Consider the following 21834-nt stretch of genomic DNA (forward strand, 5'->3'; position numbering starts at 1 on the left):
GCAGGTCTTATTCGTATTTAAGTGCATCAATAGGGTTTGCCTTCGCTACTTTAACCGATTGAATACTCACAGTGAGTATGGCAATGATTACCGAAAGACTAATTGCGGCTATAAACGGCAATGCAGATATAGAGACGCGATACTCGAAAGCCGAAAGCCATTTATTTACAATGATATATGCTAATGGGAATGCTATAAGATTGGCAATGGCCACCAATTTTATAAAATCTTTATTTAGCAACACGAGGATATTGCTGGTGCTAGCTCCTAAAACCTTACGGATACTGATTTCCTTTTTACGTTGCTCTGCCATAAATAACGCTAAACCAAGTAAACCCAGGCAGGAGATAAAAACGGCAAAGCCACCGAACCAGTTTGAAAGTGAACCTAGAATTTGTTCATTTTTAAATTTTACTTCAAAAGATTCGTTCACAAATTTGCGGTTAACAGGATAATTAGGTTCCATTTGCTTTACTAAATCATCAATTTTGGCCAATGATGAACTGATATTTTGATTTGGATTTAAACGCGCAATGATAACCCTCGCATCGTATTTTCCATTTGCCCTAAAAATCATTGGGGCAACTCTTTGATAGGCACTTTCTACTACAAAATCTTTTACAATACCAACTATAGTTAACTTTTTATCCCAGAAAGTAATTACTTTGCCAATTGGATTTTTTAATTGCATCATTCTCACAGCCGCCTCATTTAACAATACGCTAGCTGTATCATTAGGGAATTTCGCAGAAAACTCCCTACCATTAATCATTTTAGTGCCAATAGTTTCAACAAAATCATACCCTATTGTTCTATGATTAAAAGAAATAGCTTCGTTTGGGTTTTTACCTTCCCATTGTACACCCGTAGTATTATCTCCACCTTCAGTAAAATCTGTACTAAAGAAAGTAACATCGCTTGCAGCACCAGCTGCTATTAGTTGCGTTTTAAGCAATTCTAGCTTTGCTGCATCGTTCATTTTGCCAACAACTGCTATCTGAATTAAATTGGATTGATCATAACCAATAGGCTTATTTTTAACATAATTAAGTTGCTGATAAATTACTGCTGTACAAATAATTAAACTTGCCGCAAAAACGAATTGGCCAACCACTAATACTTTTCTCACCGAAGTAGATGAATCTGCTTTAAGGGTGAAACCTTTTAACACTTTGATAGGTTCAAAAGAGGATAGATAAAGCGCTGGATAACTACCCGCAATTAATCCGGTTAAAATCATTAGTCCCACTAGTGTTAACCAAAATAGGCTGTTATGATAATCTATTGTTAATTTAATATCTAACAGACCATTAAAATATGGCAAACTCACCTCAATTAAGATAAAAGCTAAAACTGTGGCAATAAATGTGAGGAGTAGGGATTCTAAAAAAAATTGATTAATTAACGATTTACGTGTTGATCCGATTGCTTTACGAACGCCAACTTCTTTTGCCCTACGTTCTGAGCGTGCTGTAGATAAATTCATAAAATTTACACAGGCAATTAACAAGATACAAAAGGCCAGCAATAAGAATATTTTAAGCTGATCTATTTTTCCACCTACCGATTTACCGTTTACAAAATCATCGTATAGGTGCCATTTGTTTAAAGGATGTAATAAAGCTACTGCCGTATTATCTTTTTGATTGCGTTTGTAAATGCCATGCATCAAATCATTTGCAGCAGTAAAAAAGTTATTATCCTTTAACTGAACAAGGGTTAAACACATATTATTCCCCCAATTGCCTTCCTTCACCCAGTTTTCTCGTTTTTCGAACAATGCCCAGGGCATGATGCACTCAAAAGTTAAACTACTATTTGCTGGTGCATCTTCTATTACAGCTTCAACCTTTAATGCTTCCTGATTTTCAAGCTTTACCATTTTATTAAGTGGATCTTCATTTCCAAATAATTTTTTCGCAAAAGATTTGGTAAGAATAATGGTATTTACATCTTTTAAAACTTTGGCTGAATTACCTTCAAGAAATTTATAATCCAATATTTTAATAAAATTTTGGTCGGCAAATATTGCACTGCTATTTATTTTATTGTCACCAACGGTAATTAATTGTTTCCTCGGATAAGTAGTGTGAGAAGCATATTTAACGCCAGGGATTTTTTCTTGCACTTCCTTAGCCATCACATTAGGTGTCCACGCCCAGCTAAAAGTTTTACCACTTGCCTCCATATTTTGATAAACTACATAAGTTTTATCGTGATTGGAGAATTGTTTATCGTAGCTCCACTCGTAAGCAACATAAAGTAACAAAACCATACAGCTGGCTAAGCCAATGGCTAAACCCCCAATGTTGATCAAAGAGAATCCCTTGTTTTTCCAGAGGTTTCGCAAAGCGATTTTTAAGTTTAATTTGAACATGTTTTTATTGTTTGGCGATAGGTGTTTGGGGTGTGGCGGTCAAAATACCTATCTGGTGGTTTTCACTATTTCGTCTTCCCGAATCTTCCTATCCAGGAAGATTTTTGGGCAGACTTATTATTAACTAAACTAAAATTTTTTTGAGGTTGAAGGTAGGAAGGTAGAGGGTTAAAGGTTGACATAATTCTACCTTAAAACCTTCAGCCTTCTCCCCTTATATCAGTTCTTCGTTTCTGCTTTTATTGATCTTTTCAGAAATCACATGACCATCTTTCAGGTTGATGATTCTGTTCGAAAAACTGGCATCATGACTGGAGTGCGTAACCATTACAATGGTAGTTCCAGTTTCATTCAGTTCGCAAAGTAGCTCCATCACTTCATTACCATGAGAACTATCCAAATTTCCGGTAGGCTCATCGGCCAAAACCAACTTCGGTTTGGTAACCAAAGCCCTTGCTACGGCCACACGCTGCTGCTGTCCACCTGATAACTGTTGTGGAAAATGACCGCTACGGTTTACAATATTCATTCTTTCGATAATTTCATTTACCAGTTTCTTGCGTTCTCCTGTAGGAATTTTATTATAAATTAGTGGCAGTTCGATGTTTTCGAAAACAGTTAATTCATCAATCAAATTGAAATTCTGGAAAACAAACCCCATATTTCTTTTACGGAAATTTGAACGTTCCCTATCGTTAAGCGTTAAAAGCTCGGTATCGATAAATTTGTAGCTTCCACTTTCGGGCTTATCCAATAAACCCATTACATTTAATAGAGTAGATTTGCCACAGCCCGATGGCCCCATGATGGAAACAAATTCTCCTGCTCCAACATGGAGGTTAATACCATTCAGCGCAGTGGTTTCTACCTCTTCAGTTTTGTAAACTTTTTCCAGATTTTCTATTTTAATCATAGTATCAAGTATTATTCTAGTATTTAGTATCTTGTACATGTAGTTAGTATCAAGTATCAAGACTGATTTTATTATTGTCTAATTTGTTAATCGGTTAATTGGCGCCAAACGCCATCCGCTTTATTTATTAATCTCCACCTGATCGTATTGGTTAAACTGATCGTAAGATGAAGTAATTACTTCGTCGCCTTTCTGCAAACCATCCAATATTTCATAGTACAAGTAATTTTTCCGCCCGATTTTAACGTTTTTCTTGGTGGCTTTACCATTATTTACTACAAATACCCAAGAGCCGCCTGTACTCTGGAAAAACTGTCCCTGGGCAAGAAGCAGCGATTTGCTATTGTCAGATAAGGTTAATTTTGTTTGTAACGATAATCCGCGACGTAAACCTTCAGGTGCTGCACCCTTAAAAACCATTTCTACCTGAAACTGACCTGCTGTAACCTCAGGGATTACTTTACTTACGGTTAAGCTATAAGTTTTACCATTAAACTCACAGTTAGCGGTTTGTCCTTCTTTTACCCGATTGATATAATATTCATCAACTCCTGCCTGAAGCTTATAGCCCTGCAACACGTCAATCTTTCCGATCATTTCGTTAGAGTTATAAGATTTTCCGATTACCGGATCGTAAGAAGATAATTTACCAGATACAGGTGCTTTAATGGTCATATTTTCGATGTTTTTACGGATCATCTCTAAACTTTCGTTCATTTGCCCCATGGATTGATCGATTTGAGCCAATTGCATCTTACGGCTTTGATTTTCTTGTTTAATCGCTTGACGCACAATTTTCAGTTTACCCTGGTAATATTCGTAATCCTGATTCGATTTATTAAATTCCTGAAGTGTGATTACTTTTTTAGAAAATAGTGAGCTATCTAATCTATACTGACGGGTTGCTGTTCTTAAGCTATTTTCTACATCTAAAACATCCTGATTTAAAACCCTTTGATTCTGCTCTAAATCCAACCGCGATTTCCGCAACTGGTTAATCTGCTCGGTAGCTGCTGTTTGACTTGAAGTATAACTCAACATGGCATTTGAGTTGGAGATTCTTAGTAGTGGGGTTCCTTTAACTACCGAAGCACCATTTTCTGTAAAAATTTCGGCAACTGTTCCACCTTCCGATGAACTTACAATTACCGAAGTTAACGGAACTACACTGGCATTTAATAACACTACATCTTCAAAATCTCCATATTCTACTTTACTGATGGTTAATTTATCGGCATCTGCACTGTAAACTTTTTTGAGGGATAAAGTATAGCCATAAATTACAACTGCCACAAAAGCAATTGCTCCACCTATAATCAACAGGGTTTTAGTGCTAAATCTTTTTTTCTCTATTTTCTTATCCATTGTGTTCGGTTGTACTGTTTGGAATCACTAATAACCAAGCTTGTGCCAAAAGCCACAAACACAATTAAAACATTAATAATCAGTAATTTAAAAGTTTTTACTATTTTCATATGTTCGTTATCGGACAGTTCGTGTGCGGGAGCGGACAGTTTTATTACTTTAGCACATCAAATTTAACTTTATGCTAGACGCCACAGTTTTAATTATCGATGATGATGACGATATCCTGCTCAGTGCCCGTTTGTTTCTAAAGCAGCAGGTAAAGCAGGTAATTACCTGTAAATCGCCTAAAGAGATCAATGTTTTATTGAGCAAAAATGAAATTGATATCATTCTGCTTGATATGAATTACCAAAAAGGTGCAAGTGATGGCCGCGAAGGTCTTTATTGGCTAGAACATATTTTATCGATTGATAAAGATTATGTTGTAATACTAATGACTGCTTTTGGCAATGTTGAACTGGCAGTAAAGGCGATTAAAAAAGGAGCAACCGATTTTATTCTGAAACCATGGGAAAATGAGAAGCTGTTTGCCACCATTTCTTCGGCATCTAAACTTCGCGAATCGACCAAAAAGGTAAAGAAACTAGAAAAAATACATTCGTCGCTCCAAAAAGACCTTACCCGTGGTTTTGAGAATATTGTTGGGCAGGCAGATGAAATAAAGCAATTACAGAATACGCTCTTAAAAGTAGCCCCTACTGATGCCAATGTGCTTATTCTGGGAGAAAACGGAACGGGAAAACAAGTTTTTGCCTATGAAATCCATGGTAATTCGCAAAGGAAAAACCAGGTGTTTATGCATGTTGATTTAGGCTCGTTAAACGAAAATTTATTTGAAAGCGAATTATTCGGTTATGCTAAAGGTGCTTTTACCGATGCCAAAGAAGATAAACCCGGTCGCTTTGAACTGGCCGATGGAGGAACGATCTTTTTAGACGAGATTGGAAATTTAACATTACCACTTCAGGCAAAACTCTTAAGCGTTTTGCAAAACCGTACAGTTACCCGTTTAGGTGAAAGTAAAGAACGCAAGGTGAATGTCCGTTTAATAACGGCCACCAATATGCCTTTGAATGAAATGGTAGCTAAAAATACATTTAGGCAGGATTTACTGTTCCGTATTAATACTGTTGAGCTTTTATTACCAGCCTTACGTAAACGCGGAACAGATATTCTACTTTTGGCCAATCATTTTATGCAGGTTTTTAGTTCAAAATACCATAAGGACATACGAAAACTAAGTAATAAGGCCCAAGAAGCACTTTTACAGTATAAATGGCCAGGAAATGTACGTGAGTTACAGCACGTTTTAGAAAGAGCCGTTATTATGAGCGATGGTGCCGATATTGCAGAAGAAGATTTGCAATTAAGTCCGCAGCGCTACGCACAGAACAACGCCATACCAGATGAAATGGCACTTGAGGATATGGAAAAAATGATGGTGCAGAAAGCAATTGACAAACACAAAGGAAATATATCAAAAGCCGCGGCAGAACTCGGTTTAACACGGGCTGCACTGTATAGAAGAATCGAGAAATTTGGAATATAAGCTGAAAGCTGAAAGACCAGAGCTTAAAGCTTTAGTCTTTCGCCGTTAAGCTTTCAGCATTAAAAACATGTTTTATCAACGTTTTACTTTCCGTTTAATATTTCGCCTGTTGGTTATCAATCTGTTGGGCTATCTCCTATTTTACCTGATTAAAAATACCCAGCTTTGGTTTACCATCATTGGCGTAGCTTTAATTTTATTGGGTACGATTATTTCCCTTTATTACTATATCAATCAGATCCGATCAGATATCAACCGTTTCATTTTAGCCGTTAAAACGAGAGATCATACCTTAAACTTTAAAAACAAAGTAACGAAAGGCAGTTTCCCTGAGTTATACGAATCGTTTAGCGATATTTTACAGGTCCATAAACAGATCAGATTGGAACAGGAAGCGATGTTTCAGCTGATTAAAACCATTTTGGAACAGGTTCCCGTTGGTGTAATCGTGGTAAATAATACCAATCAGGAAGAGAATGAAGAGGTTGCATTTTTTAATCAGGCCGCTTCAAATCTTTTAGGTATTCCGGCGTATAAGTATTGGCACAGGGTAAAGCAACACCTCCCTACCTTTGCAGCGGAAATAGAGCAGATCTTATCGGGTGGAAAAAGGTTTCTGGAATTGAAAATCCAGGATAAACTGATTCAATTATCTACCGAAGTTATTCCGTTAAATCTTTACGGAAACAATTATACCATTATCAGTTTCCAAAACATTAAAGACGAAATTGAGCAAAAAGAAACGGAAGCATGGAATAGATTAATTGGTGTAATCTCACACGAGATCTTAAACTCAATTACTCCCATAAGTTCATTATCGGATACGATCAACAGGATGGTAACTGATAAAGAGAACCTTACAGAAGATGAAATGGACGACCTGAAAACGGCATTACAAACCATACAAAGAAGATCTTCTGGCCTCTTAGATTTTGTAAAGGATTATCGCCTAATTGCCGAGCTGCCTACACCAAACCTCGAATCGCATACCATTGGTGAAATACTGAAACACATTAAGGTATTGATGCAGCCATTTGCCAAAGTTAAAAATGTGGTACTGGATGTAGAACAAACCTCTTCAAAAATCACCATTCAGCTCGATCTGAAATTAGTTGAACAAGTGCTGATCAACCTCATTACCAATAGTATTTATGCTGTAGAGGACAGAGAACACCCACATATCAACGTAAATTACCGTTTAGAAAACACTAAGCTATATATTGATGTTACCGATAACGGAAAAGGCATCGATGCCAGTGATCTTGAAAAGATTTTTGTTCCATTTTATACCACCAGGAAAAATGGATCAGGAATAGGATTGACCATTAGCCGCAACATTATGAAAATGCATAGAGGCAGCATAGAAGTTGTTTCAATGCCAGATAATGGCAGCACTTTTTCTCTGGTATTTAATTACGTTTAATCATTTGAATGTTTTTTTGAGCTAAAAAATCAAACAAAACCAGTTTTGATATGCTTTTAATGATGTGGATACATCAAATACAAGCATGAAGACAGTTATAATATCGAACAGACTACCCGTTAAAATCATTGAAGAAAACAACGAATACACCCTTATTCCAAGTGAGGGCGGCCTTGCCACAGGATTAGGAGACGTTTATAAATCAGGCAATTCCATTTGGATCGGCTGGCCTGGCATAGAAGTACCAGAAGAACGTCAGGAAGAAGTTACTCAAAAACTTGCCGCGTTAAACCTATACCCAGTTTACCTTACTCAAAACGAAATCAATTTATATTACGAAGGTTTCTCAAACGAAGTATTATGGCCAGTATTTCATTACCTTGTTACCTACGCCCATTACGAACAAAGTTATTGGGATTGCTATCAATCCGTTAATGAGAAATTTGCAAAAAGTGCCATGCAGGTACTTAACAGAAGAGATAAAATCTGGATCCAAGATTACCAGTTACTCCTTCTTCCTGGCATTTTAAGGGAAAAACTCCCAAATGCTACGATTGGTTTTTTCCAGCATATTCCTTTTCCATCATACGAAATATTCCGTTTAATCCCTTGGCGCGAAGAACTATTGAACGGCTTAATTGGTGCCGATCTAATCGGTTTCCATACTTTTGATGATGTTCGCCATTTTATTAGTACGGCAACACGTTTGCTCCCTGTAAACTCATCATCAAACATACTCAGCAGTAACGAAAGACAAATTGTTGTGGAAGCTTTTCCAATGGGAATTGATTTCGATAAATTTTCAGGTTTACCAGCAACTGAACGAGTGCAACAAGAGATCGACTATTTCAGGACAGGTAAAGAAGATATGAAAGTAATCTTGTCTATCGATCGGCTCGATTACAGCAAAGGCATATTAGAAAGATTAAAGGCTTTAGAGCTATTGCTTCAGATCCACCCAGAGTATATTGGCAAAATCGAGCTTTTTATGATTGTTGTGCCCTCCAGGGATACGGTACCAAAATATAGCGAACTCCGAGATCAGATTGATCAGTTTGTTGGAAATTTAAATGCGAGGTACCGTTCAATGAATTGGATTCCGGTAAATTATTTTTACCGCTCCTTCCCTATTGAAGTGCTATCGGCCCTTTACTCCACAGCAGATATCTGTTTGGTTACGCCTATGCGCGATGGAATGAATTTGGTAAGTAAAGAATATGTAGCCAGCAGAAACAATAATGATGGTGTATTGATTTTAAGTGAAATGGCGGGAGCATCCAAAGAATTAACTGATGCCATAATCGTAAATCCCAATAACATTGGTGATATTATGGAGGCTATTGTAACAGCGCTTAAAATGTCGCCATCAGAACAACAAATGCGTATGAAAGCCATGCGTGCAATTGTAGAAAAATTCAATGTTAAACATTGGGTTAACAATTTTATTTTAAGATTAAACGAAGTGAAAGATTCTCAAAAATCGTTATTAACAAAACATGCAGTAAATGCTATTAATGAAGTAATAGTAACTAAATATGCGCAAACGCAAAATCGTGTGCTATTTTTAGATTATGACGGTACCCTTGTAGATTTTACCGGAAATATTGACGACGCTTCGCCAGATGCCGAATTGTACGATTTGATTGAGAACCTAACACTCGATAAGGCAAATAAAGTGGTTATTATTAGTGGCAGACGAAATGAAACCCTCGAAAAGTGGTTTGGACACCTAAAGGTAGATATGATTGCAGAACATGGTGCCTGGCAAAAATCGTTCGAAGATAAATGGAACAGCCTGCCACTTTTAACCGACCAGTGGAAACAAGAAATAAAAACGTTATTGGAAACTTATACAGACCGTACCCCAGGATCGTTTATTGAAGAAAAAAGTTACTCACTGGTTTGGCATTATCGGAAAGCAGAAGAAGGGCTTGGCGAATTAAGGGCCAATGAAATTATCAGCCATATGAAAATCTTAGCTGCAGATAAAGGCCTGCAACTTATGCCGGGCAATAAGGTAATTGAGTTTAAAAATATGGAGGTTAACAAAGGCAAGGCTGCCCTTAACTGGTTGTACGATAAAAAACCAGATTTTATTTTGGCTCTTGGCGATGACCATACCGACGAAGATATTTTCAGGGCATTACCAGATGACGCTTTTACCATTAAAGTTGGCAACAACATTTCGGAAGCAAAATATTACCTAAATGATTTTAATGAAGTGCGAAAACTGCTTTGGAGCTTAGTAAAAGAAGAATTTGTAGGCCGGAGTTAATGCAACCTACATTTTCACTAAATAAATCGTCATTGCGAGAAGGCTCTTTCAGCCGACGAAGCAATCTTACAACGATCGCTACAGCGTGCGCATTAAGATTGCTTCATACTTCGCAATGACGAATTTATTATAAAATTAATGCCAAGGTCTGTGTCTCCATAGACATTTAGCTTTGACAACTTTAACATGCAGTGTGCAGATAAAAGTTGTCAAAGCTTTTTTGTTGTAATCCACCCTATTCCTACAAAAATATCGGCCTATCCAGTTTAATTGCAATGCGATAAGCCGCATTCATTAAACCCACATGACTATAAGCCTGAGGGAAATTACCCCATTGGCTACCCGTTTTAGCATCAACATCCTCACTGAACAAAAGAAGGTGATTACAATATTTAATAATATTTTCGAATTCCTTAATCGCTTCATCCGTACGGCCAACACAGGCCAAAGCTTCCACATACCAAAAAGCACAGATTAAAAATGTTGTTTTTGGCTTACCGAAATCGTCAGCATGTAAGTAACGGTAAAATAGCCCATCTTCCGTTTTCAACTCCTTTTCTAAAGCGATTAAATGATCTTTCGCCCGATCTGAAGCCGGATCCAAATAATTCATCATGATCAATTGTAGGGTGCTCGCGTCTAAATGTGGACTTCCAACCGCATTGGTATAAACCTTTCTTTCCGGATCGTAGCAGGCTTCTATGTGCGCCGCAGCCTTATCAATCAAAATCTCCGCACGCTTCTCGAAATCCTCATTACCAATAGTTTTAGCCATTTTTAAAGCAGCCTGTGCTCCTGCCCATTGAAATAGGTTACTATAACAATGTACATTGGCAATATTTCTGAATTCCCAAATTCCGGCATCCTTTTCATCAATTGTCCGTTCAATTTTAGAAAGCACACTTTCAATCCACTTTACCGAATCGCTACGTTCGGAAAAAACAAAACGGTGGTCGGTATAAAGTGGTAACATCGAAATTAAAACCTGACCGTAAATATCATTCTGAATGTGTTCATAGGCCTGGTTTCCTATTCTAATGGGTTGCTCGCCTTTGTAACCTTCCAGATGATTTAATGTATGCTCGGTAATTTCCCTTTCTCCTGCAATACCGTACAGGGGTTGATAGCGTGTATCTTCAGCATGCGAAATATCAGAGAGGTAATTAAAATACTTCTCCATTTCTTCAAAATGGCCAATATGGTTCAATGACGTTAATACATAGTGCGAATCCCTTAACCAGCAATATCTATAATCCCAGTTTCGGGTACTGCCCGGCGATTCTGGTAAACTAGTGGTACTTGCTGCTATAATTGCACCGGTATCTTCATATTGATGGATTTTCAGCACCAAGGCTGATCGGATTACAAAAGGTTGGTAAAAACCCGCTATTGACGAGTGTTTAATCCATAATCGCCAATAGGCAATGGTTTCCCGCAAAAAATTTTCGGCGGTACTTACCACGGGAGCCTCTAAATTTTGGCCATAAGTCATAACGAGGTACTTGGCCTCATTAAGTACAAATGCCTTTTCGTCAAAAATATAAGTAAGTGATACATTGGTACTTAAGCGGATATTTTCATCACAACCCAGATAATCAATATGATTACTGCCCCTACTCGACTTCATTTTACCTTTCCCATAATCGCACACCGGCTCACATTTGATAGTAATGCGCGGGTTCCCCTCCAAAGGTTCGATCTTTCTGATGAACATTAACGGTTTAAAATAGCGATCGTACAGGTGAAAACGTGGTGCAAAATCCGTAATCCGGTATTTCCCGTCTTCAGCGGTAATTTCCGTCCTTAAAACATTGGTATTTTCAATATAATATTGATTAGAGGTAAATTCACCCTGTGGTAAAATCGAAAACTCTCCTCCCTTTTTCTCATCCAATAAACTGCCAAATACAAAAGGGCTATCGAAACGTGGCCAGCAAAGCCAAGATATATCAGTGTTTTTATTTACGTGTGCAATGAAAGCGCAATTTCCTATAATTCCTGTTTGATAAAGGTGCTGTTCGGCCATAGACTATAATTTTGTTTATTTACTAACAAGCCGATCGGAAAAATGTTAGGGAGAAATGTCAAAAAGCCGTTAAAACGATTAAGAACTTATTTTTTGAAAAGCAGGGTTCTGTACATTTCGGTGGCGATAGTCCCTGCTACCGCTGCAAGTCCTTGCTTCATTGTGGGCTTTTTGCTATCAGGTTTATTTAGCAAAGACTTCCGAAGTTTCAAAGGGGCCATAACGACGGAGAACTTCTGAAGTCTGATGATACGCTATAAATCCGCGTTAGGGATTGTAAGGGTTTAGTACAGATCCTTCATCGGTACCGGAGCAAAGCGCAGCCCTGAAAAGCCCGACCCTTTCCCGATTCATCGGGATTAGGGTAACGCCCAAATCAGTTTGCAATCTTCAGCTTCCAGTTTGCAGTTTTCAGTTGGTAGTTTCTTAAAACGGCTTATTTTTAAAACCTTAGCGGTCTGATAAAAGATTCTTCTCCGAAGGAGTTCCTTTGGAACACTACACTCAGAATGATAGTCGGGCAATAAAAAAGCCAGCCACGAAAAATCGCGACTGGCCTAGTTAATGAATAATGATTATCTTAAATTACTGTTCCACTAGGTACAACAGCACCTTTTTTAATTACCACGATACCATCCTTAACGGCATAAAGCTCAAAGTCTCCGTCTTCCAAATGATCGCCGCCATTAATTTTAACATCATTTCCTATACGGCAATTTTTATCAATAATAGCGTTATTGATGTGACAGCGATCTCCGATACCAATTAATGAATTCCCTTTATTGGTTTCTTCCTGAATTTCTTCAAGCGTCTGGTACCGGTCGCTCCCCATAATATAGGCATTGGTAATTACTGTATCCTGTCCGATTCTAGACCTGATCCCTAAAACAGCATGCTCTACTCTGCTGGCCTGAACAATACAGCCTTCAGCGATAATGGTTTTATCCAAAGTGGTACCCGAAATTTTTGAAGGAGGCAACATTCGTGCCCTGGTGAAAATAGCATGGTTGCTATCGAACATATTAAATTTAGGAATTTCATCCGTTAGACCTAAATTGGCTTCAAAGAAAGATGAAATATTTCCAATATCGGTCCAATAACCTTCATACTGAAAGCTTAAAACCCTGCTCTGAGAAATTGCTCTGGGCAAAATCTCTTTACCAAAATCCTTTTCTTCTTCGTTCTCATTTAAGATATTGATCAGGTACTCGCGGTTGAAAACGTAAATACCCATTGAAGCTAAGAAATTACGTCCTTCGCCCTGCATTTCAGCACCAGTATCCGAAACCCATTCTTCTAAACCAGTTTTAGGTTTTTCGATGAAAGAAGTGATCATGTTTTCATCATCGGCCTTTAAAATACCAAAATCTGTTGCATCTTTTGCCGTTACCGGAATAGTAGCAATGGTAATTTCTGCATTGGCTTCGATATGTTTTTCGATCATATCCTTAAAGTCCATCTGGTACAGTTGATCGCCGGATAAAATCAAAATGTAATCGAATTCGTGCGAAACAATGTGATGCATACACTGACGAACAGCATCTGCTGTACCCTGGAACCAACCTGAGTTTTGTACAGTTTGTTCAGCCGCCAAAATATCAACAAAGGCCGTACTAAAATGGCTAAAGTGATATGTGTTTTTAATGTGTTTGTTTAGGGATGCTGAATTAAACTGGGTTAACACAAACATTCGATGAATTCCAGAATTTAAGCAATTCGAAATCGGAATATCCACCAATCGGTATTTACCAGCAATTGGAACTGCCGGTTTAGAACGTGTTTGTGTTAGCGGCGATAATCTAGAGCCCTGGCCACCGCCAAGGATAACGCCTAAAACTTTGTCAGTCATGTTTAAGCTTATTTTAATATTTGGTATAATTCTATATAATTTAATGCTGCGTTATCCCACGAATGGTCTATCTTCATCATTGTTTTTCTCACTGCTTTAAAAGCCTTTTTATCGTTATATAACTCAACAGCACGGTTAATGGCATGAGTAACATCCCAAATACTCGTTTGATCGTGGCAAATCCCAAAACCTCCGTCGCCTATATCAATTACCGTATCCTTCAATCCACCAATCCGGCGAACAATAGGAACAGTTCCATACCTTAACGCATAAAGCTGATTTAAACCACAAGGTTCCACTCTCGATGGCATGATCAGAAAATCTGCACCAGCATACATTTCGTGCGAAACCTGCTCATTATAACCAATGTAAGCATTGTATTTACCAGTAAAAATGTCTTTCAGCTGATTTAACCGGCCTTCCACCCAGTTATCGCCTGATCCTAAAACCAGGATATTGATGTTGTCGCCATGCTGTTGCAAAGCTGTGTAAAAAATATCTGGCAATAAATCGGCACCTTTTTCATCAACCAATCTACCGATAAAAGTAAATAGTGGTTTAGACGGATCTAATTGAAAAACATCACAGAGGGCTGTTTTGTTTGCCAGTTTACCAGTTTCAACTGTTTTTAAATTGTAACCTTTGCCCAGCATCGGGTCCGTTTCCGGATTCCAAACCTCACTATCGATTCCATTTAATATTCCTACCGATTTCCAGCGCTCTTGTCTTAACAAACTTTCTAATCCACGGGCATTGTTCATCATCTCATCCAGGTAACTTGGCGAAACCGTAGTTACCTTCCAGGCACATTTAATGGCCGATGCTAAAGGGTTAATGGCATCTTCCCAACCTAGTAAACCACCTTTCCACAAATCGAATGCAGGTATATAATATAATTTTTCCCAGCCAAACTGACCTTGGTATTGCGCATTGTGAATGGTTAAAACCGTCGGGACACCGCTAATTGCTTTATATTTTACGCAATTTGAAACCATAAACGGAATTAAGCCTGTATGGTGGTCGTGGCAATGAAGCACATCCGGGCGGTGCTCCCATTGTACAATCCAATCAAGTGTAGCAATCTGGAAAGCCACAAATCTTTCTGTATCGTCGCTATAACCATATACATTTGGGCGGTCGGTTAAGCCCTGAATATGGATCACGTATAAATCAAAGCCTAATTTATTGGTTTTTTCTTTTAAAATGCGGTACTGAAAGTGGTGATTACCGTAGTTTGCCCATGCATCGTAAGTTACTTCAAATTCGCTTTCGCGAATGAATTTAGTATCGTACGCAGGAACAACCACCTTGGCAATGTGGCCTAATTTATTCTGATATTTTGGTAAGGCCCCTACTACATCGGCTAAACCACCAACCTTTGCAACTGGGTAACACTCGGCGCTTATATGTATAATTTCCATCAAATATTTGGTGTAGATAACCTAAGTAAGTTACTAATTGTTTTGAGTTTTGCAAATAATGAAAATTATATTTTTAGTTGATTGTTTTAAGTTTTTATTAAGCATAATTAGCTCATATCGGCGGGAGAATGATGCCTATGGTTTCCCGCTGATTTTGTAGATACCTGCAGCGTTTTTTATGAGAAAGTGAATATTCAGTTCTTTGTGGCGGCCTACAGCCCTGCTTTCCGCTACAAGTTCCTCGCTGCGCTCCGGGCTTTCGCTTCAATCAGGCTTAGAAACACAGGGGCTCCTTCTACTAAACGCAAAAAAACCGCTTAAATCCATAAGCGGTTTTTAACAACAAAACAAATATATTTTTGGTTAAAAAATATCTTAGTACTCTTCGGCGATAATTTCGTAAAAATCGCGGATTGGCTGAAACTGCGGGTGTAATGATACTACATCTCCAAAAACCAATAAAGCCGGGGCAGTTATTCTTTTATCTTCAACAATTTCAGCAATCGTATCAACAATACCAACTGCAATTTTTTCTTCTGGTGTAGAACCATTTTGAATTACCGCTACTGGCAAAAGGTTTTTATTTTCTGCCTGAAATATAGCAGCAATTTCTTTTACTTTTTCAATTCCGTTTAAAACAACAATAGTTGCTTTCGTTTTTGCTGCGATGTATAAATCTTCAGAGATTTCACCCTTTGAGTTTGTTCCGGTTACTGCCCAAAAACTTTCACTCAAATCTTTATAAATCATCGGGATCTTTTGCAAACTTGGCGCACCGGTTGCACTCGAAATACCCGGAATAATTTCGGTGGGGATACTGTACGATTCTGCAGCATCTATTTCTTCGTATCCTTTTGCAAAGAAAAACGGATCGCCGCTTTTTAAACGTACCACGTGACCGTAGTTTAAAGCGTAATCAACAATCAATTTGTTAACTGCATCCTGAGAAAACGATTCATCATCTGAACGTTTGCCCACATAAACTTTCGGTATACCATCTGGCGCATGACACAATAAAGCCTCGTTCACATTTGCATCATATAAAACAACATCAGCTGTCTTTAATGCTTTAACACCTTTTAAACTAAATAAATCCGGGTCGCCAGGACCTGCACCTATTAAAGTAATTCTTGGTTCAATGTTCGCTTTTTCTACTTTATTCAAAATCATAACAGATAATTTAAGCTCGTTATACGTTTGTTAATAATACAAATATATAAAGTCTATGGGAATTGTAGTAATTTATTTTAAAATAATTTTATTTAGCTTTTTAGTGGGTGTTGATTTAAGGGATCTGGGCTTTAATGAGAGACTTATCCTATAGGGAACGTATATGTTTTTAAATCACCAACATGGAATTGGTTGTCATTCCGAACGCAGTGAAGAATCTTAATAGTGAAACATAGGATCTATTAAAAGGTCCTTCGACTCCGCTCTCCACAGGAGTCCTTCGGACAGGATGACAAATTGAACGAATAATTTCATGTATCGCCACCACAAACACTAACCACTAATCTTAGCGAGACGCTAAGACCAGTAATTTCCATTTTATCACAGCATCAGGTTTTACTTACAATCAACCTCCTGAAAAATAAACTTCCCAGCCTCGAAATTAATGGGTTTATCTTTAACAAAATAAGATCTGCCAAGTGTGGTTTCTATTTGTCCCACTCCCATAATTAGTTTTCCATCTTTCTTTAAAAATGCCAATGGGTTGGTGTAAACTTTTACGGTATCCTCGCCAGTTTTAAAACGGTAATCTACCAGTAAGGTATCGCCGTTAAATTTTCCGTTTATGGTACCGTTGTTATGCGGTTTCTCGGCATAATTAACCAATAAAGAACCTGTAACTTTACCAGAGGCCAGTATTTTCACATTCATGGCAGCGCTGTCTTTTTCAAAACCTGCTGCATAACAGTTCTCATTAACCACAGAATCGGTTTTAGTTTTAGCGCCAGCTGTTTTATTATTTTGGGTACAGGCATAAGCAAAAGGGATTGCAGCCAAAGCAAGGTAAAGGATGTTTCTTTTCATGGTAATTGTAATTTATTGTTTTATAATCAATATACAAATACGATGATTATTTTCCATCATTTCCATAATGCGAATTTACATCAGTATACTATTTTCGGGTGTTAGTACTGGAGGCAGATCAGTTTCATCAAGCATATCCCTCATATCGATTTCTATTGTCCGCGAGATATTGGTAATTGGCACATCATTGGCACTTCCTTCAAAAGGATTTGTAGAACTTTCGCCCACAATATCCAAAGAGTTAAAAACCCAGGTGAGTAAAATCGCAAATGGAACGTTTAACCAAATGGAATAACCTTCAATCAAAGTACCATTGCCCAATTTGTTAAATTCGTTTAATAGACCATAGGGCACCAAAAACACAAACAGGTTTAACATAATAGTGGCTATTGATGAAAAATGGCGTGGATAAGGAAAATTTTTAATTCTTTCGGCTTTACCCTGATTATCGTAAAAACTGGTAATAGAATTTTGCAACGACTGTAATTGTAAATCGGACAAGTTTCCGGCAGTTGCTAACTTATTAATGTGGCTCGATTGCAAAGCCATTAATTGGGTGGCTTTATTCTTCTTACTTAAAATGTACTTCAATTCATCTGTCGAAAGATATTCCGATAAGCTATCTTCTAACTTATCAGTTTTTTCGGAAACATGGTACAATCTGGCGTACTCAATATTACGGGGATCGTTTGCGTTTTCCCAGGCTCTCGGCTCTCTTAACTGAAACCGTAAGGCTGTTAACCAGGCAAAATGGCGGTAAAAAATGATCTGAACATCTGCTTTTTTATCTTGTGATGCTAAGTAATCGCGCACCATCACCCCGAAAGCACGGCTTGCATTGATAATCCCGCCGTAAATCTGCCTGGCTTCCCAAAGTCGCGAATAACTGGCATTGTTTTTAAAACTGATGATAAAGGAAACAGCGGTACCTAAAAGTGCTACCGGAACCCATGAAATGGAGAGAAAGGTGAATTTACAAAAATGATAAAGTACGGTAGGGATAATGGCAAGAATGGTTAAACGGTAAATATCTCGTCGGGTCCATACAATAAATTCGAAAAAGGTATATTTCTTTCCAGCGTGCATAGTTTTTGGTTTATTCGGAAAATTAGCTGAGTGATTTGAACTAAGGTATAAAAAATTTAAAGCGCCTATATTTAAAAACGTTTAAAAAAAATCACCAAACGAAAAACGGGGCTACCCTATCTGGCGCCCCGCTGAAATTGCTTTCACTTTAGATTAAAAACCTAAAGTCTTCATTATTATATTTGGTTGTGGTTCTCTACTGTAAGATTTTCAGGATTGTATGATTTCAGGATCAATAAACTGAAATAAAGACCTTATCGTTTCACCATTTTCATCATCAATTTTTCCACCATTAAGGAATTAAGAAGATTAAGATTTTCTATATTCCTTGAAGCTTTCGCTATTGGTCATTGATCAATTTCCATCCTCCATTATCTATTTTATTCTACTGCTGCCCTGAACATTAAAGCGCCAACCGTTAAATTTGTGCGCGTATCGACTAAAATGGCTGAACCATTTGCCCGGTTATCATCGTATAAATCGAAAGCTAAAGCATCAGCGGTTTTAATAATCACTCGACCTATATCATTCAATTTAAATTCGTCAGCAGCATGTTTTTCAAGTGTATTGATGTCAACTTTATGCAGAATCTCGCTGATTTTACAACGCGTGATTTTACTATTGTGCTGAATATTGTACATGATGGAAGTATCCAGCGCACGGCCATCCATCCAACAAAGGTCTGCTTCAATCAGCTTCGATTCCTGCGGCAATGCCGAAGCATTAACAATGGTATCGCCACGGCTAATATCTACATCATCTTTTAAGTGAATAATAACTGACTGGCCAGCGTGAGCTGCATCGGGTGTTTGATCAAAAAATTCAATTTTCTCGACAGTAGAACTCGCACCACTAGGTAATACAGTAACTTTATCATTTAAATTAAAAGTACCACTTAGTACCCTCCCGGCATAACCACGATAATCGTGCAATTCTTCAGTTTGCGGACGTATTACCCACTGTACCGGCATGCGGGCTAATTGCGATTTATCTAAATTGTCGGTATCAACCTTCTCTAAGAAATGTAACAAGCTCTCTCCTTCATACCAATCCATGTTACCTGAATTTTGCACAATGTTATCGCCTTTTAAGGCACTAACCGGAATATAGGTTACATCAGCAAGTTTTAATTGCTGCGCCAAAACTTTGTATTTCTCTATGATGGCACTATAAACGGTTTCGCTATAGTCGACCATATCCATTTTGTTGATACAAACCACTACATGTTTAATACCCAATAAGGAAACGATATACGAGTGACGGATGGTCTGTTCTACCACGCCGTTACGGGCATCGATTAAGATAATGGCCAGGTTGGCTGTAGAAGCGCCTGTAACCATGTTTCTTGTATATTGAATATGGCCAGGTGTATCGGCGATAATAAATTTGCGTTTTTCGGTCTGAAAGTATTTATAAGCTACATCAATGGTAATACCTTGCTCGCGCTCTGCCCTTAAACCATCGGTTAAAATGGCTAAATCTATTGTTCCATCATCATTTTTGCGGTTAGAGCTCTGTAAAGCTTCTAATTGATCGGCTAAAATAGAATCTGTATCGTATAACAAACGGCCGATTAAGGTACTTTTACCATCATCTACACTGCCTGCTGTGAAAAATTTTAATATGTTCATTTTAATTTTAGTATTAAGATATAAGTATCAAGTATTAAGACTTAAATGCGCCTTAAAAACTTTCATACTAATTAGTGTATCAATGTCTAGTATCTGTATTAAAGCTCATTGCCAACTTGCTACCTGATACTTACGACTGAATACTCTTTAAAAATATCCTCCCTTTTTTCTGTCTTCCATTGCGGCTTCAGAAACTTTATCATCCATACGGGCACCGCGCTCTGAAATTTTAGAAGCGCTGATTTCAGAAATAATATCATCAATCAAAGTCGCATCCGATTCTACCGCGGCAGTACAAGACATATCGCCCACGGTACGGAAACGAACCTGTTTACGTTCTACCACATCTTCATCATCCATATTTAAAAATGGTGAAGCAGCCATCAGCTGTCCATTTCTGGTAATGCAATCGCGTTCATGCGAGAAATAAATACTTGGCAGATCTATTTTCTCTCTGCGGATATAATTCCAAACATCTAATTCTGTCCAGTTACTGATGGGGAATACACGAATATTTTCTCCTTTGTGGATTTTACCGTTGTAAATGTTCCAGAGTTCAGGACGTTGGCGTTTTGGATCCCATTGGCCAAATTCATCACGAACAGAGAAAATACGTTCTTTAGCCCTTGCTTTTTCTTCATCTCTACGCGCACCACCGATGCAGGCATCAAACTGGTATTTTGCAATGGTATCAAGCAAGGTTACGGTCTGCAAAGCATTTCTACTGGCATTTTTACCGGTTTGCTCCACAACTTTCCCCTGATCTATTGATTCTTGCACTGAACCGATGATTAATTTTTCGCCAATTCGCTCCACCATCTGATCGCGGTAAGTGATGGTTTCTTCAAAATTATGGCCTGTATCAATATGGACTAAAGGAAAAGGAAATTTCCCAGGACGGAAAGCTTTTTCTGCCAAACGAACTAAAGTAATTGAATCTTTTCCACCCGAAAATAATAAGGCTGGTTTTTCAAACTGACCTGCTACTTCACGTAAAATGTGAATGGCCTCGGCCTCTAGTTCATCTAAATAATCAAAGTTATATGTACTCATTATCAAATGTTGTCTTTGCTGTTGTTATTGTTGTTAAAAATGTTTGGAAGGTTTGAATGTTGGGATGTTCCAACATTTCATTGAATAAGAAATATAAACCTTCTACCTTTTAGCCTTCCGCCTTATACCTTAAGTAGCGTGCAAACCGCATTCTTTTTTACTCTGGTCTTCCCACCACCATCTTCCGGCCCTAAAATCTTCGCCTGGTTGTACTGCTCTTGTACATGGGGCGCATCCTATACTCGGGAAACCCTTATCGTGCAGGGTATTGTAAACAATGTTGTTTTCTTTAATGTAGGTTTTCACATCATCTAAAGTCCAATCGAATATGGGATGGAATTTAATCAACTGGTTACCTTCGTCCCATTCTAAATCGTGCATATCCTCACGGTTAGCACTTTGATCGGCCCTGATTCCTGTTACCCATATCTCATTACCTTTTAATGCCCTTTTTAAAGGTTCGATTTTACGGATGTAACAGCACTCTTTCCTATTCTCTACCGACTCGTAAAAGCTGCTCGGGCCTTTTGTATTTACCATATCCTGTAACAGCTCATTTTGTGGATAATAGGCGTGAATGGGTTTGTTATAAATTTCCAGGGTTCGGTTCCAAACGTAATAAGTTTCTGGGAACAAACGTCCGGTTTCTAAAGTAAAAACCTTGATCGGAATATTATTTGAAAAAATTAAATGCGTAATCGCCTGATCTTCCCAGCCAAAACTGGTCGAAAATATAATACGGTCGGCATATTTATCAGCCAAAAATTTCAGTTTATCAATTGTAGTTAAACCTGCCAGTGCTGCTTTTATCTCCTCTAGGTTCTCCATT

Annotated in this window: 15 protein-coding genes; 3 read left to right on the top strand and 12 right to left on the bottom strand. The window is 38.0% G+C overall.

Annotated features, from left to right (window positions below):
* Positions 1-7: 7 nt before the first annotated feature.
* From LQ201_RS01860 to LQ201_RS01870, 3 genes are all read right to left on the bottom strand, one after another.
* Entirely contained in the window at positions 8-2377 is a 2370-nt protein-coding gene (locus LQ201_RS01860; RefSeq protein ID WP_230143925.1) for an ABC transporter permease, read from the bottom strand.
* A gap of 214 nt (positions 2378-2591) precedes the next feature.
* Positions 2592-3290, bottom strand: a complete 699-nt coding sequence (locus tag LQ201_RS01865) for an ABC transporter ATP-binding protein (protein ID WP_230143923.1) — start codon at positions 3288-3290, stop codon at positions 2592-2594.
* A 120-nt stretch (positions 3291-3410) separates the two neighbouring features.
* The gene (locus LQ201_RS01870; RefSeq protein WP_230143921.1) at positions 3411-4655 is read right to left on the bottom strand and encodes an efflux RND transporter periplasmic adaptor subunit; all 1245 of its coding nucleotides are present in this window, start codon (positions 4653-4655) and stop codon (positions 3411-3413) included.
* Between the two features lie 181 nt (positions 4656-4836).
* Between LQ201_RS01870 and LQ201_RS01875 the strand changes: the two genes are divergently transcribed.
* From LQ201_RS01875 to LQ201_RS01885, 3 genes are all read left to right on the top strand, one after another.
* On the top strand, positions 4837-6207 hold the full coding sequence (locus LQ201_RS01875) for a sigma-54 dependent transcriptional regulator (protein WP_167293586.1): 1371 nt from the start codon (positions 4837-4839) through the stop codon (positions 6205-6207).
* A gap of 67 nt (positions 6208-6274) precedes the next feature.
* Positions 6275-7630, top strand: a complete 1356-nt coding sequence (locus tag LQ201_RS01880) for a PAS domain-containing sensor histidine kinase (RefSeq protein WP_230143920.1) — start codon at positions 6275-6277, stop codon at positions 7628-7630.
* A gap of 85 nt (positions 7631-7715) precedes the next feature.
* Positions 7716-9905 carry a bifunctional alpha,alpha-trehalose-phosphate synthase (UDP-forming)/trehalose-phosphatase gene (locus LQ201_RS01885; RefSeq protein ID WP_230143919.1) on the top strand — a complete coding sequence of 730 codons (2190 nt, stop codon included), beginning with the start codon at positions 7716-7718 and terminating at the stop codon, positions 9903-9905.
* A 241-nt stretch (positions 9906-10146) separates the two neighbouring features.
* On the opposite strand, the gene LQ201_RS01890 is transcribed toward LQ201_RS01885, so the two are convergent.
* The 9 genes from LQ201_RS01890 to LQ201_RS01930 form a co-directional block, all read right to left on the bottom strand.
* Positions 10147-11931 (bottom strand): glycoside hydrolase family 15 protein, encoded by a 1785-nt coding sequence (locus LQ201_RS01890; protein WP_230143918.1) that lies wholly within the window; start codon positions 11929-11931, stop codon positions 10147-10149.
* Positions 11932-12511: 580 nt separating this feature from the next.
* Entirely contained in the window at positions 12512-13780 is a 1269-nt protein-coding gene (locus LQ201_RS01895; protein ID WP_230143917.1) for a glucose-1-phosphate adenylyltransferase, read from the bottom strand.
* 8 nt (positions 13781-13788) lie between these two features.
* Positions 13789-15201, bottom strand: a complete 1413-nt coding sequence (locus LQ201_RS01900) for a glycogen synthase (protein WP_230143916.1) — start codon at positions 15199-15201, stop codon at positions 13789-13791.
* Between the two features lie 375 nt (positions 15202-15576).
* Entirely contained in the window at positions 15577-16371 is a 795-nt protein-coding gene (gene cobA / locus LQ201_RS01905) for a uroporphyrinogen-III C-methyltransferase (protein WP_029275052.1), read from the bottom strand.
* A 396-nt stretch (positions 16372-16767) separates the two neighbouring features.
* A complete protein-coding gene (locus LQ201_RS01910; RefSeq protein WP_230143915.1) occupies positions 16768-17235 on the bottom strand; it encodes a hypothetical protein in 468 nt (155 codons plus the stop codon).
* A 75-nt stretch (positions 17236-17310) separates the two neighbouring features.
* Positions 17311-18321, bottom strand: coding sequence for a bestrophin family protein (locus LQ201_RS01915; RefSeq protein WP_230143914.1), 1011 nt, complete (start codon positions 18319-18321; stop codon positions 17311-17313).
* 380 nt (positions 18322-18701) lie between these two features.
* Positions 18702-19952, bottom strand: coding sequence for a sulfate adenylyltransferase subunit 1 (locus tag LQ201_RS01920; RefSeq protein ID WP_029275049.1), 1251 nt, complete (start codon positions 19950-19952; stop codon positions 18702-18704).
* 147 nt (positions 19953-20099) lie between these two features.
* Positions 20100-21005 (bottom strand): sulfate adenylyltransferase subunit CysD, encoded by a 906-nt coding sequence (gene cysD, locus LQ201_RS01925; protein ID WP_057932867.1) that lies wholly within the window; start codon positions 21003-21005, stop codon positions 20100-20102.
* Positions 21006-21134: 129 nt separating this feature from the next.
* Positions 21135-21833, bottom strand: coding sequence for a phosphoadenylyl-sulfate reductase (locus LQ201_RS01930; protein ID WP_230143912.1), 699 nt, complete (start codon positions 21831-21833; stop codon positions 21135-21137).
* Between the last annotated feature and the right edge of the window lies 1 nt (position 21834).

This window comes from Pedobacter sp. Bi126 (assembly GCF_918698245.1).
In the GTDB taxonomy this organism is placed as follows: Bacteria; Bacteroidota; Bacteroidia; order Sphingobacteriales; family Sphingobacteriaceae; genus Pedobacter.

Excerpts from the sequence above, each read along its gene's own strand:
- LQ201_RS01900 (WP_230143916.1), bottom strand. The coding sequence starts at position 15,201 with ATGGAAATTATACATATAAGCGCCGAGTGTTACCCAGTTGCAAAGGTT.
- LQ201_RS01915 (WP_230143914.1), bottom strand. The coding sequence starts at position 18,321 with ATGCACGCTGGAAAGAAATATACCTTTTTCGAATTTATTGTATGGACC.
- LQ201_RS01860 (WP_230143925.1), bottom strand. The coding sequence starts at position 2,377 with ATGTTCAAATTAAACTTAAAAATCGCTTTGCGAAACCTCTGGAAAAAC.
- LQ201_RS01895 (WP_230143917.1), bottom strand. The coding sequence starts at position 13,780 with ATGACTGACAAAGTTTTAGGCGTTATCCTTGGCGGTGGCCAGGGCTCT.
- LQ201_RS01880 (WP_230143920.1), top strand. The coding sequence starts at position 6,275 with ATGTTTTATCAACGTTTTACTTTCCGTTTAATATTTCGCCTGTTGGTT.
- cobA (WP_029275052.1), bottom strand. The coding sequence starts at position 16,371 with ATGATTTTGAATAAAGTAGAAAAAGCGAACATTGAACCAAGAATTACT.
- LQ201_RS01875 (WP_167293586.1), top strand. The coding sequence starts at position 4,837 with ATGCTAGACGCCACAGTTTTAATTATCGATGATGATGACGATATCCTG.
- LQ201_RS01920 (WP_029275049.1), bottom strand. The coding sequence starts at position 19,952 with ATGAACATATTAAAATTTTTCACAGCAGGCAGTGTAGATGATGGTAAA.
- LQ201_RS01890 (WP_230143918.1), bottom strand. The coding sequence starts at position 11,931 with ATGGCCGAACAGCACCTTTATCAAACAGGAATTATAGGAAATTGCGCT.
- LQ201_RS01865 (WP_230143923.1), bottom strand. The coding sequence starts at position 3,290 with ATGATTAAAATAGAAAATCTGGAAAAAGTTTACAAAACTGAAGAGGTA.
- LQ201_RS01930 (WP_230143912.1), bottom strand. The coding sequence starts at position 21,833 with ATGGAGAACCTAGAGGAGATAAAAGCAGCACTGGCAGGTTTAACTACA.
- LQ201_RS01910 (WP_230143915.1), bottom strand. The coding sequence starts at position 17,235 with ATGAAAAGAAACATCCTTTACCTTGCTTTGGCTGCAATCCCTTTTGCT.
- LQ201_RS01885 (WP_230143919.1), top strand. The coding sequence starts at position 7,716 with ATGAAGACAGTTATAATATCGAACAGACTACCCGTTAAAATCATTGAA.
- LQ201_RS01870 (WP_230143921.1), bottom strand. The coding sequence starts at position 4,655 with ATGGATAAGAAAATAGAGAAAAAAAGATTTAGCACTAAAACCCTGTTG.
- cysD (WP_057932867.1), bottom strand. The coding sequence starts at position 21,005 with ATGAGTACATATAACTTTGATTATTTAGATGAACTAGAGGCCGAGGCC.